Below are 12,410 nucleotides of genomic sequence, written 5' to 3' on the forward strand. Positions count from 1 at the left end.
AAAAAAAGCCCTATTTGAATAGGGAATAGCTAAATTCTTGAGTTCCAATGGTGAAGATGATAAAATAAACGCATGAAATTAGATAAATTATTTGAGAAGTTCCTTTCTCTCTTTAAAAAAGAAACGAATGAATCAGCGGACTCTGATTCGACTAGCATGCGTCGTTCACGGAGCGATAGAAAAAAATTGTCCCAAGTAGGCCCAATTCGAAAATTTTGGCGTCGTTACCATCTGACAAAGATCGTCATCATTTTAGGGTTAAGTGCAGGTTTGCTAGTAGGAACCTACTTGTTTGCGATAGCCAAGTCGACCAATGTCAATGACTTGCAAAATGCCTTGAAAACGCGAACTCTGATTTTTGACCGCGAAGAAAAAGAGGCAGGCGCCCTTTCCGGTCAAAAGGGGACTTATGTTGAGCTGACAGATATCAGTAAAGACTTGCAGAATGCGGTCGTTGCGACAGAGGACCGTTCCTTCTATAAAAATGATGGGATTAACTACGGTCGTTTCTTTCTAGCCATCCTTACAGCAGGCCGTTCTGGAGGGGGATCCACCATCACTCAACAGTTGGCAAAAAATGCTTATCTTTCCCAGGACCAGACCGTTGAACGGAAGGCCAAGGAGTTTTTCCTTGCCTTAGAGTTGACAAAAAAATACAGCAAGGAGCAAATACTTACGATGTACCTCAATAACGCCTACTTTGGAAATGGAGTATGGGGTGTTGAAGATGCAAGTAAGAAATATTTCGGTGTATCCGCTTCGCAACTAACACTTAATCAGGCGGCGACTCTAGCTGGAATGCTCAAGGGGCCAGAGTTGTATAATCCGTTGAATTCCATTGAAGATTCGACCAACCGCAGGGATACTGTTTTGCAAAATATGGTTGCAGCGGGTTATATTGATAAAAATCAAGAGACTGAAGCGGCTGGAGTAGATATGGCTTCTCAACTGCAAGATAAGTATGAAGGCAAAGTTTCGGATTATCGTTACCCGTCCTATTTTGATGCAGTTGTCAACGAAGCAGTTTCCAAGTACAATCTCACAGAAGAAGAGATTGTCAACAACGGCTATCGAATCTACACAGAGCTTGACCAAAACTACCAAGCAAACATGCAGGTTATTTATGAAAACACTTCGCTATTTCCAACAGCAGAAGACGGAACACATGCCGAATCAGGTAGTGTCGCTCTAGAACCCAAGACTGGTGGAGTGCGTGGAGTTGTCGGTCGCGTAGCTGGTGATGACAAACTAGGCTTTCGCAATTTCAACTATGCAACTCAGTCTAAGCGTAGCCCAGGCTCAACCATTAAACCTTTAGTTGTTTATACACCTGCAGTAGAAGCCGGATGGGCTCTGAACAAGCAACTGGACAACCACACCATGCAGTATGACAGTTATCAAGTAGACAACTATGCGGGTATTAAGACATCTCCAGAAGTACCTATGTATCAGGCCTTGGCGGAATCACTCAACCTACCAGCAGTTGCGACTGTAAATAAATTGGGGATTGACAAAGCTTTTGACGCTGGTGAGAGATTTGGCCTGAATATGGATAAAGTTGACCGTGTTCTCGGAGTTGCTCTAGGTGGAGGAGTAGAGACGAATCCTCTTCAGATGGCACAAGCCTATGCAGCCTTTGCTAATGAAGGACTGATGCCTGAGGCGCATTTCATCACTCGTATCGAAAATGCCAGTGGTCAGGTCATTAAGAGTCATAAAAATTCCCAAAAACGAGTGATTGATAAGTCTGTAGCTGATAAAATGACCAGCATGATGCTAGGAACATTTACCAATGGTACAGGAATCAGTTCGTCGCCAGCAGATTATGTTATGGCTGGTAAAACGGGTACGACTGAAGCTGTTTTCAACCCGGAATATACGAGTGACCAGTGGGTGATTGGTTATACTCCGGATGTGGTAATCAGCCACTGGCTCGGCTTCCCAACAACAGATGAGAATCATTATCTAGCAGGGTCGACTTCTAATGGAGCAGCCCATGTCTTTAGAAGCATGGCCAATACTATCTTGCCTTATACTCCCGGCAGCACTTTTACGGTTGAGAATGCTTATAAACAAAATGGTATTGAGCCAGAAAATACGAAAAAGCAGGTCGTTGAAAATGAGACGAACCACTCCGAGGATCCGCTAGGAGATATTCGTAGTCGTGCTCAAAATCTTGTAGACGAAGCGGGACGTGCGATTTCGGATGCAAAGATAAAAGAAAAAGCCCAGACAATCTGGGACTCTTTCGTCAATCTCTTTCGTTAAGAGGCTTGTCAAAGCCTAGGTTTCTTGTTATAATAGATAAGATGGAGGCGTTATGGCACTAAAAAAAGCAAGCCTAGCTTGTGCAGTTTGCGGTTCAAGAAATTATTCAATCAAAATTAGTGGGAACCCCAAGCCAACACGACTAGAAGTAAATAAATTTTGTAAACATTGTGGGAAATATACGACACATAGAGAAACGAGATAGGAGAGAACGATGGGTTTTATTAAGGATATTTTTAAACTTCTTAAAGAAACAACTTGGCCAACTCGCAAAGAAAGCTGGAGAGATTTTCGCTCAATTATGGAATACACAGCCTTCTTTGTGGTTATCATTTACATTTTTGACCAGTTGATTGTTTCAGGTTTGATTCGATTTATTAACATTTTTTAGAAGAAAAGCGGAAGACTTCTGCTGGCTTTCTTCTATTATGTATGAAAGGAAATATCATGGATAGTTTTGACAAAGGATGGTTTGTTCTACAAACTTATTCTGGCTATGAAAATAAGGTAAAAGAAAATCTATTGCAACGTGCGCAAACATATAACATGTTGGATAATATTCTACGCGTTGAGATTCCAACACAAACCGTGCAAGTTGAGAAAAATGGAAAGAAAAAGGAAATTGAAGAGAATCGCTTTCCGGGTTATGTCCTTGTAGAAATGGTCATGACAGATGAAGCGTGGTTCGTTGTTCGAAACACACCTAACGTAACAGGATTCGTCGGGTCACATGGAAACAGATCAAAACCAACTCCGCTATTGGAACAAGAAATCCGTGATATTCTGGTTTCTATGGGACAAACGGTTCAAGAGTTCGATATTGACGTTGAAGTTGGCCAGACTGTCCGCATCATTGATGGCGCTTTTGCAGATTACACAGGGAAAATTACTGAAATCGATAACAACAAAGTGAAGATGATTATCTCTATGTTTGGTAATGATACGATTGCAGAAGTGAATCTCAACCAAATTGCAGAATTATAACCCCAGAGAGACCTTGTCTCTCTTTTTATGTGCCGTTGAGAGAGGAAGAAGTATAGAATAGAGGAAATAGACCATGGGTTCGTGCATTTTGTTAAACTAAATGCAGAAAGGAGAGGTCTATGAATCTAAAAGAGTTGTATGAAGAAAGTAAAGGGATTGTCCATAAGTGCCGCAAAGAATACCATTTACATCTGTGGGAGAAAGAGGACTGGGACCAGGAGGGGATGCTGTGCCTGTATGAGCTGGTCAGTCACCATCCAGAGTTACTAGTTGGTGAACGTCGCCGATTATATGTGTGCTTTAAAACCAAATTCCGCAATCGCATCCTAGACTACATCCGTAAACAGGAAAGTCACAAGCGCCGTTTCGACAAAGAGCCTTATGAGGAGGTGAGTGAAATCAGCCATCGCCTAGGAGAAAAAGGACTGAGACTGGATGATTATTATCTCTTTCATGAGCTTCTAAAGAATTACAAGGCAAGTCAGGGGAAAGAAAAACAAGAACAACTAGAACGTCTGATGGGAGGAGAATGTTTCAAAGGACGCAAGGCACTTCTAGGAGAATTAAGAGTGGTATTGAGTGATTTTAGATAAACTGAAAATAGGCAAAAAAGATCTTGACAAAGTTTGAAAAGTAGGTATAATAGAAAGAGTTGAAAAACTCAAGGTCCGTTGGTCAAGGGGTTAAGACACCGCCTTTTCACGGCGGTAACACGGGTTCGAATCCCGTACGGACTATGTGTGTATCGCAGGGACGAAAAAAGTAAAAAAAGTTTCAAAAAACTGTTGACATAGGTCAACAGCTGTGATATACTAATATAGTTGTCGCTTGAGAGAGATTGAGTGACAAAGACCTTTGAAAACTGAACAAGACGAACCAATGTGCAGGGCACTATAACTAAGGTTATAGTACTGAACAATGAAAAAACAATAAATCTGTCAGTGACAGAAATGAGTGAGAACTCAAACTTTTAATGAGAGTTTGATCCTGGCTCAGGACGAACGCTGGCGGCGTGCCTAATACATGCAAGTAGAACGCTGAAGGAGGAGCTTGCTTCTCTGGATGAGTTGCGAACGGGTGAGTAACGCGTAGGTAACCTGCCTGGTAGCGGGGGATAACTATTGGAAACGATAGCTAATACCGCATAATAGCAGTTATTGCATGATAACTGTTTGAAAGGTGCAATTGCACCACTACCAGATGGACCTGCGTTGTATTAGCTAGTTGGTGGGGTAACGGCTCACCAAGGCGACGATACATAGCCGACCTGAGAGGGTGATCGGCCACACTGGGACTGAGACACGGCCCAGACTCCTACGGGAGGCAGCAGTAGGGAATCTTCGGCAATGGACGGAAGTCTGACCGAGCAACGCCGCGTGAGTGAAGAAGGTTTTCGGATCGTAAAGCTCTGTTGTAAGAGAAGAACGAGTGTGAGAGTGGAAAGTTCACACTGTGACGGTATCTTACCAGAAAGGGACGGCTAACTACGTGCCAGCAGCCGCGGTAATACGTAGGTCCCGAGCGTTGTCCGGATTTATTGGGCGTAAAGCGAGCGCAGGCGGTTAGATAAGTCTGAAGTTAAAGGCTGTGGCTTAACCATAGTACGCTTTGGAAACTGTTTAACTTGAGTGCAAGAGGGGAGAGTGGAATTCCATGTGTAGCGGTGAAATGCGTAGATATATGGAGGAACACCGGTGGCGAAAGCGGCTCTCTGGCTTGTAACTGACGCTGAGGCTCGAAAGCGTGGGGAGCAAACAGGATTAGATACCCTGGTAGTCCACGCCGTAAACGATGAGTGCTAGGTGTTAGACCCTTTCCGGGGTTTAGTGCCGCAGCTAACGCATTAAGCACTCCGCCTGGGGAGTACGACCGCAAGGTTGAAACTCAAAGGAATTGACGGGGGCCCGCACAAGCGGTGGAGCATGTGGTTTAATTCGAAGCAACGCGAAGAACCTTACCAGGTCTTGACATCCCTCTGACCGCTCTAGAGATAGAGCTTTCCTTCGGGACAGAGGTGACAGGTGGTGCATGGTTGTCGTCAGCTCGTGTCGTGAGATGTTGGGTTAAGTCCCGCAACGAGCGCAACCCCTATTGTTAGTTGCCATCATTCAGTTGGGCACTCTAGCGAGACTGCCGGTAATAAACCGGAGGAAGGTGGGGATGACGTCAAATCATCATGCCCCTTATGACCTGGGCTACACACGTGCTACAATGGCTGGTACAACGAGTCGCAAGCCGGTGACGGCAAGCTAATCTCTTAAAGCCAGTCTCAGTTCGGATTGTAGGCTGCAACTCGCCTACATGAAGTCGGAATCGCTAGTAATCGCGGATCAGCACGCCGCGGTGAATACGTTCCCGGGCCTTGTACACACCGCCCGTCACACCACGAGAGTTTGTAACACCCGAAGTCGGTGAGGTAACCTTTTAGGAGCCAGCCGCCTAAGGTGGGATAGATGATTGGGGTGAAGTCGTAACAAGGTAGCCGTATCGGAAGGTGCGGCTGGATCACCTCCTTTCTAAGGATAAGGAACTGCACATTGGTCTTGTTTAGTCTTGAGAGGTCTTGTGGGGCCTTAGCTCAGCTGGGAGAGCGCCTGCTTTGCACGCAGGAGGTCAGCGGTTCGATCCCGCTAGGCTCCATTGGTGAGAGATCACCAAGTAATGCACATTGAAAATTGAATATCTATATCAAATAGTAACAAGAAAATAAACCGAAACGCTGTAAGTATTTAATGAGTTTTCTAATTTTTGAAAAAATTAGGTTAATAAGGTTAAGTTAATAAGGGCGCACGGTGGATGCCTTGGCACTAGGAGCCGAAGAAGGACGTGACAAACGACGATATGCCTTGGGTAGCTGTAAGTAAGCGATGATCCAGGGATTTCCGAATGGGGGAACCCAACAGGTACTACCTGTTACCCACATCTGTTAAGGATGTGAGGAGGAAGACGCAGTGAACTGAAACATCTAAGTAGCTGCAGGAAGAGAAAGCAAAAGCGATTGCCTTAGTAGCGGCGAGCGAAACGGCAGGAGGGCAAACCGAAGAGTTTACTCTTCGGGGTTGTAGGACTGCAATGTGGACTCAAAGATTATAGAAGAATGATTTGGGAAGATCAGCCAAAGAGAGTAATAGCCTCGTATTTAAAATAGTCTTTGTACCTAGCAGTATCCTGAGTACGGCGGGACACGCGAAATCCCGTCGGAATCTGGGAGGACCATCTCCCAACCCTAAATACTCCCTAGTGACCGATAGTGAACCAGTACCGTGAGGGAAAGGTGAAAAGCACCCCGGGAGGGGAGTGAAATAGAACCTGAAACCGTGTGCCTACAACAAGTTCGAGCCCGTTAATGGGTGAGAGCGTGCCTTTTGTAGAATGAACCGGCGAGTTACGATATGATGCGAGGTTAAGTTGAAGAGACGGAGCCGCAGGGAAACCGAGTCTGAATAGGGCGCATTAGTATCATGTCGTAGACCCGAAACCATGTGACCTACCCATGAGCAGGTTGAAGGTGCGGTAAGACGCACTGGAGGACCGAACCAGGGCACGTTGAAAAGTGCTTGGATGACTTGTGGGTAGCGGAGAAATTCCAAACGAACTTGGAGATAGCTGGTTCTCTCCGAAATAGCTTTAGGGCTAGCGTCGACATTAGAGATTCTTGGAGGTAGAGCACTGTTTGGGTGAGGGGTCCATCCCGGATTACCAATCTCAGATAAACTCCGAATGCCAAAGAATTATGGTCGGCAGTCAGACTGCGAGTGCTAAGATCCGTAGTCGAAAGGGAAACAGCCCAGACCACCAGCTAAGGTCCCAAAATAATTGTTAAGTGGAAAAGGATGTGGGGTTGCACAGACAACTAGGATGTTAGCTTAGAAGCAGCTATTCATTCAAAGAGTGCGTAATAGCTCACTAGTCGAGTGACCCTGCGCCGAAAATGTACCGGGGCTAAAACAATTTACCGAAGCTGTGGATACCTTTATAGGTATGGTAGGAGAGCGTTCTATGTGTGATGAAGGTATACCGTGAGGAGTGCTGGAACGCATAGAAGTGAGAATGCCGGTATGAGTAGCGAAAGACAGGTGAGAATCCTGTCCACCGTAAGACTAAGGTTTCCAGGGGAAGGCTCGTCCGCCCTGGGTTAGTCGGGACCTAAGGAGAGACCGAAAGGTGTATCCGATGGACAACAGGTTGATATTCCTGTACTAGAGTATGTAGTGATGGAGGGACGCAGTAGGCTAACTAAAGCAGACGATTGGAAGTGTCTGTCTAAGCAGTGAGGTGTGATATGAGTCAAATGCTTATATCTATAACATTGAGCTGTGATGGGGAGCGAAGTTTAGTAGCGAAGTTAGTGACGTCACACTGCCAAGAAAAGCTTCTAGCGTTTAAACATACTCTACCCGTACCGCAAACCGACACAGGTAGTCGAGGCGAGTAGCCTCAGGTGAGCGAGAGAACTCTCGTTAAGGAACTCGGCAAAATGACCCCGTAACTTCGGGAGAAGGGGTGCTGATTTAGGTCAGCCGCAGTGAATAGGCCCAAGCAACTGTTTATCAAAAACACAGCTCTCTGCTAAATCGTAAGATGATGTATAGGGGGTGACGCCTGCCCGGTGCTGGAAGGTTAAGAGGAGTGCTTAGAGGTAACTCGAAGGTATGAATTGAAGCCCCAGTAAACGGCGGCCGTAACTATAACGGTCCTAAGGTAGCGAAATTCCTTGTCGGGTAAGTTCCGACCCGCACGAAAGGCGTAATGATTTGGGCACTGTCTCAACGAGAGACTCGGTGAAATTTTAGTACCTGTGAAGATGCAGGTTACCCGCGACAGGACGGAAAGACCCCATGGAGCTTTACTGCAGTTTGATATTGAGTGTCTGTACCACATGTACAGGATAGGTAGGAGTCTATGAGATCGGGACGCCAGTTTCGAAGGAGACGTTGTTGGGATACTACCCTTGTGTTATGGCCACTCTAACCCGGATAGGTTATCCCTATCGGAGACAGTGTCTGACGGGCAGTTTGACTGGGGCGGTCGCCTCCTAAAAGGTAACGGAGGCGCCCAAAGGTTCCCTCAGAATGGTTGGAAATCATTCGCAGAGTGTAAAGGTATAAGGGAGCTTGACTGCGAGAGCTACAACTCGAGCAGGGACGAAAGTCGGGCTTAGTGATCCGGTGGTTCCGCATGGAAGGGCCATCGCTCAACGGATAAAAGCTACCCTGGGGATAACAGGCTTATCTCCCCCAAGAGTTCACATCGACGGGGAGGTTTGGCACCTCGATGTCGGCTCGTCGCATCCTGGGGCTGTAGTCGGTCCCAAGGGTTGGGCTGTTCGCCCATTAAAGCGGCACGCGAGCTGGGTTCAGAACGTCGTGAGACAGTTCGGTCCCTATCCGTCGCGGGCGTAGGAAATTTGAGAGGATCTGCTCCTAGTACGAGAGGACCAGAGTGGACTTACCGCTGGTGTACCAGTTGTCTTGCCAAAGGCATCGCTGGGTAGCTATGTAGGGAAGGGATAAACGCTGAAAGCATCTAAGTGTGAAACCCACCTCAAGATGAGATTTCCCATGATTATATATCAGTAAGAGCCCTGAGAGATGATCAGGTAGATAGGTTAGAAGTGGAAGTGTGGTGACACATGTAGCGGACTAATACTAATAGCTCGAGGACTTATCCAAAGTAACTGAGGATACGAAGTGTAAGGTTTACTTGGTATTTGATAGATATTCAATTTTGAGTAGGTATTACTCAGAGTTAAGTGACGATAGCCTAGGAGATACACCTGTACCCATGCCGAACACAGTAGTTAAGCCCTAGAACGCCGGAAGTAGTTGGGGGTTGCCCCCTGTGAGATATGGAAGTCGCTTAGCTCTAGGGAGTTTAGCTCAGCTGGGAGAGCATCTGCCTTACAAGCAGAGGGTCAGCGGTTCGATCCCGTTAACTCCCATATAGGTCCCGTAGTGTAGCGGTTATCACGTCGCCCTGTCACGGCGAAGATCGCGGGTTCGATTCCCGTCGGGACCGTAAGATAACAGAAGTTATTTTAGACTCGTTAGCTCAGTTGGTAGAGCAATTGACTTTTAATCAATGGGTCACTGGTTCGAGCCCAGTACGGGTCATATTTGCGGGTTTGGCGGAATTGGCAGACGCACCAGATTTAGGATCTGGCGCTTAACGGCGTGGGGGTTCAAGTCCCTTAACCCGCATAGTAGAAATTAGCCGGCTTAGCTCAGTTGGTAGAGCATCTGATTTGTAATCAGAGGGTCGCGTGTTCAAGTCATGTAGCCGGCATTAAAACTAGAAGAGGTCGATGCGAACGTAGTTCAGTGGTAGAACACCACCTTGCCAAGGTGGGGGTCGCGGGTTCGAATCCCGTCGTTCGCTTAGAGAGGCCGGGGTGGCGGAACTGGCAGACGCACAGGACTTAAAATCCTGCGATTGGAAACGATCGTACCGGTTCGATCCCGGTCCTCGGCATATAATAATGAGCACCCTTAGCTCAACTGGATAGAGTACCTGACTACGAATCAGGCGGTTAGAGGTTCGAATCCTCTAGGGTGCATTTTTTCTATTTAACTCGGGAAGTAGCTCAGCTTGGTAGAGTACTTGGTTTGGGACCAAGGTGTCGCAGGTTCGAATCCTGTCTTCCCGATTGATTTATTGACCAAGATACTTAAGTGAGTATCTTTCACGCCGTTAAGCGCCAGATTCTAAATCTGGTGCGTCTGCCAATTTGGCTCTTTGTCAACTGTAGTGGGTTGAAGTCAGCTAAGATCGAGAAAGGACGAATTTCGTCCTTTCTTTTTTGATGTTGAGAGCGATGAAAATCCGTTTTTTGAAGTTTTCAAAATTTCGAAAACCAAAGGCATTTCGTTTGATGAGTTTAATGAGATTATTAGTCGCTTCTAATTTTGCATTAGAATAGGGTAACTGAAGGGCGTTGACGATTTTCTATTTGTCCTTGAGAAAGGTTTTAAAGACAGTCTGAAAAAGAGGATGAACCAGCTTTAGGTTGTCCTCAATGAGTCCGAAAAATTTCTTCGGTTCCTTATTCTGAAAGTGAAAAAGCAAGAGCTGATAGAGATTATAGTGGTGTTTTAAGTCTTCGGAATAGCTCAAAAGCTTGTCTAGAATTTCTCTATTCGTTAAGTGCATACGAAAAGTAGGGCGATAAAATCTCTTATCGCTGAGTTTACGGTTATCCTGTTGAATGAGCTGCCAGTAGCGTTTCGGCGCCTTATATTGGTGCGATTTTCTATCAAACTGATTCATAATTTGGACACGAACACAACTCATAGCACGACTTAAGTGTTGGACAAGTATGAAAACGATCAAGTACAATTTTTGCATTTGGGAGTGAAACAGTCTGGTAGACTGTTTCAGCCTGAGCCTAGAAATTCGAAAGCGAAGTCGTTTAGCCAAGTCATAGTAGGGACTAAACATATCCATCGTAATGATTTTCACCTGACAACGAACAGCTCGATCGTAGTGCAGAAAGTGATTTCTTATGATAGTTTGTGTTCTACCTTCAAGAACAGTGATGATATGAAACTTGTCAAAATCTTGTGCAATGAAACTCATCTTCATCTCCCGATTGAAACAGTCACTCCCCTGACTGTTTCAACATCCCAGAACATAATTTCTGGAAGCCAGGTGAAGTCATGCTTTAAGTGAAAGTCATTGAGCTTGCGAATGACAGTTGAAGTTGAAATGGCCAGCTGATGAGCAATATCGGTCATAGAAGTCTTTTCAATCAACTTTTGAGCAATCTTTTGATTGATAATACGAGGGATTTGATGATTTTTCTTGACTAGGGAAGTCTCAGCGACTATCATTTTCGAGCACTGATAGCACTTGAAACGACGCTTTTTCAGAAGAATTCTTGTAGGCATACCAGTTGTTTCAAGGTAAGGAATTTTAGAAGGTTTTTGGAAGTCATATTTCTTCATTTGACTTCCGCAATCAGGACAAGATGGGGCGTCGTAGTCCAGTTTAGCGATGATTTCCTTGAGGGTATCTCTATAAACAACATCCATAATTTGGATATTAGGGTCTTTAATGTCTAGTAGTTTTGTGATAAAATATAATGGTTCCATATGATTCTTTCTAATGACGGTTTGGTCGCTTTTCATTATAGATCTCATGGGACTTTTTTTCTACAACAAAATAGGCTCCATCATATCTATAGGGGATTTACCCACTACAAATATTATAGAGCCCCACCTAGCCTTCCTAAAAATGTAATGATTTAACTAACTTATAGTTAGCTCCTGATTTCATTTGATAATAGGCTTGAAGATGTTGTCAAATGAAAGATCATATAGGCATAAGAAAACACCTCTGTGTTATACTTGTTGTTCACCACAAACACAAGAAAGGAACAGAGATGCAAATCAATTATACTACAAAAGCTAAACACTTGACAATCCATAGTCGTCGCTTAATCGAACGATGGAAAATATAAGGGAAATCAAATAGAGAAATCGCCTCTCTACTTGGAAAAGCTCCTCAGACCATCCACAATGAAATCAAGCGTGGGACAGTCCTGCAATGTCTAGAAAAGGGACGATTCAAAAAGATTTATTATGCCGACTATGCTCAAATGCTTTATGAAACCAATCGGAAGCGCTTCGTGAAGAAATCAATCTTGACCAAAGAACTAAAACAAAAGATTCTCCACTATCATAACCAAAAGTTGTCTCCTGAAATGATGGTCAAGGTTAAGGGTCTTACATTGGGAATGTCAACCATCTACTACTGGATTCATCATGTAAAATTGGGATTGAACAAACAGAATCCCCTTTATCCTAGAAAAGGTACTAAGAAAACGACTCCTAAGGAAGTCGCCTTCATCGAAAATTGGATTAACAACTATCCTAAAAAATGCTTGGGCTACAAGTCTCCCAGAGAATTTCTGCTTGCTGGCTAACTTGAACTCGAAATTTAGCAATAATATATAGGAAAAGATTGTTTAAAAAATAGTAAAAAAATCTTGAAAAATCTAGCTAAATAAGGTATAATATGAATAATCATTTGTCGTAGGTTTTGTCTGAAATATTGTCCAGACAAGGCTCACAGCAGTTAAATCTTCTGAAAAAGTCAGATTTAGCTGCTCTTTTTGTGCTTTTTTTCAGGTTTTCGAGTGCTTGTAACAAAGATTTAAA

General features: G+C 44.6%; 6 protein-coding genes, 11 tRNA genes, 3 rRNA genes and 2 pseudogenes. 20 read left to right on the top strand and 2 right to left on the bottom strand.

The features are described 5' to 3' along the window. The first annotated feature begins 72 nt into the window (after positions 1–72). The 19 genes from pbp2a (at position 73) to EJF26_RS08620 (ending at position 9,898) form a co-directional block, all read left to right on the top strand. Complete coding sequence (gene pbp2a, locus EJF26_RS08530; protein ID WP_000762587.1) at positions 73–2,268, top strand: penicillin-binding protein PBP2A; 2,196 nt, start codon at positions 73–75, stop codon at positions 2,266–2,268. Positions 2,269–2,320: 52 nt separating this feature from the next. Beyond that, positions 2,321–2,473, top strand: a complete 153-nt coding sequence (rpmG, locus tag EJF26_RS08535) for a 50S ribosomal protein L33 (RefSeq protein ID WP_001809375.1) — start codon at positions 2,321–2,323, stop codon at positions 2,471–2,473. A gap of 9 nt (positions 2,474–2,482) precedes the next feature. Further along, positions 2,483–2,659: a preprotein translocase subunit SecE gene (secE, locus tag EJF26_RS08540; RefSeq protein ID WP_000505776.1), complete on the top strand. Its 177-nt coding sequence runs from the start codon at positions 2,483–2,485 to the stop codon at positions 2,657–2,659. Between the two features lie 56 nt (positions 2,660–2,715). After that, on the top strand, positions 2,716–3,252 hold the full coding sequence (gene nusG, locus EJF26_RS08545; protein ID WP_000376728.1) for a transcription termination/antitermination protein NusG: 537 nt from the start codon (positions 2,716–2,718) through the stop codon (positions 3,250–3,252). A 119-nt stretch (positions 3,253–3,371) separates the two neighbouring features. Continuing rightward, positions 3,372–3,845 (top strand): hypothetical protein, encoded by a 474-nt coding sequence (locus tag EJF26_RS08550; protein ID WP_001049381.1) that lies wholly within the window; start codon positions 3,372–3,374, stop codon positions 3,843–3,845. Between the two features lie 72 nt (positions 3,846–3,917). Beyond that, positions 3,918–3,989 (top strand) — tRNA-Glu (locus EJF26_RS08555). 232 nt (positions 3,990–4,221) lie between these two features. Continuing rightward, positions 4,222–5,768, top strand: a 16S ribosomal RNA gene (locus tag EJF26_RS08560). A gap of 51 nt (positions 5,769–5,819) precedes the next feature. After that, a tRNA-Ala gene (locus EJF26_RS08565) sits at positions 5,820–5,892 on the top strand. Between the two features lie 129 nt (positions 5,893–6,021). Then, positions 6,022–8,924, top strand: a 23S ribosomal RNA gene (locus EJF26_RS08570). A gap of 76 nt (positions 8,925–9,000) precedes the next feature. Continuing rightward, a 5S ribosomal RNA gene (gene rrf, locus EJF26_RS08575) occupies positions 9,001–9,116 on the top strand. Together the 16S, 23S and 5S rRNA genes with 11 tRNA genes alongside form the textbook arrangement of a ribosomal RNA operon. Positions 9,117–9,120: 4 nt before the next feature. Further along, positions 9,121–9,193 (top strand) — tRNA-Val (locus tag EJF26_RS08580). 4 nt (positions 9,194–9,197) lie between these two features. Beyond that, positions 9,198–9,270 (top strand) — tRNA-Asp (locus tag EJF26_RS08585). A 22-nt stretch (positions 9,271–9,292) separates the two neighbouring features. Then, positions 9,293–9,365 (top strand) — tRNA-Lys (locus tag EJF26_RS08590). Between the two features lie 5 nt (positions 9,366–9,370). Beyond that, positions 9,371–9,452: transfer RNA gene (locus EJF26_RS08595), tRNA-Leu, on the top strand. Positions 9,453–9,464: 12 nt separating this feature from the next. Beyond that, positions 9,465–9,537: transfer RNA gene (locus EJF26_RS08600), tRNA-Thr, on the top strand. A 21-nt stretch (positions 9,538–9,558) separates the two neighbouring features. Next, positions 9,559–9,630: transfer RNA gene (locus EJF26_RS08605), tRNA-Gly, on the top strand. Positions 9,631–9,637: 7 nt separating this feature from the next. Beyond that, positions 9,638–9,723: transfer RNA gene (locus tag EJF26_RS08610), tRNA-Leu, on the top strand. 11 nt (positions 9,724–9,734) lie between these two features. After that, positions 9,735–9,808 (top strand) — tRNA-Arg (locus tag EJF26_RS08615). Between the two features lie 16 nt (positions 9,809–9,824). Further along, positions 9,825–9,898 (top strand) — tRNA-Pro (locus EJF26_RS08620). A 116-nt stretch (positions 9,899–10,014) separates the two neighbouring features. Here the strand turns inward: EJF26_RS08620 and EJF26_RS10355 are convergent. Both EJF26_RS10355 and EJF26_RS10360 read right to left on the bottom strand, forming a co-directional pair. After that, positions 10,015–10,833 (bottom strand): annotated as a pseudogene (locus EJF26_RS10355) (transposase). Next, positions 10,830–11,342 carry an ISL3 family transposase gene (locus EJF26_RS10360; RefSeq protein WP_025168959.1) on the bottom strand — a complete coding sequence of 171 codons (513 nt, stop codon included), beginning with the start codon at positions 11,340–11,342 and terminating at the stop codon, positions 10,830–10,832. Before EJF26_RS10360 ends, EJF26_RS10355 begins: the two are co-directional and overlap by 4 nt. Positions 11,343–11,632: 290 nt before the next feature. On the opposite strand from EJF26_RS10360, the pseudogene EJF26_RS08630 reads away from it, so the two are divergent. Then, positions 11,633–12,206, top strand: a pseudogene (locus EJF26_RS08630) (transposase). Positions 12,207–12,410 lie beyond the last annotated feature (204 nt).

It is taken from the genome of Streptococcus oralis subsp. dentisani (assembly GCF_007475365.1).
Lineage (GTDB): Bacteria > Bacillota > Bacilli > Lactobacillales > Streptococcaceae > Streptococcus > Streptococcus mitis_AX.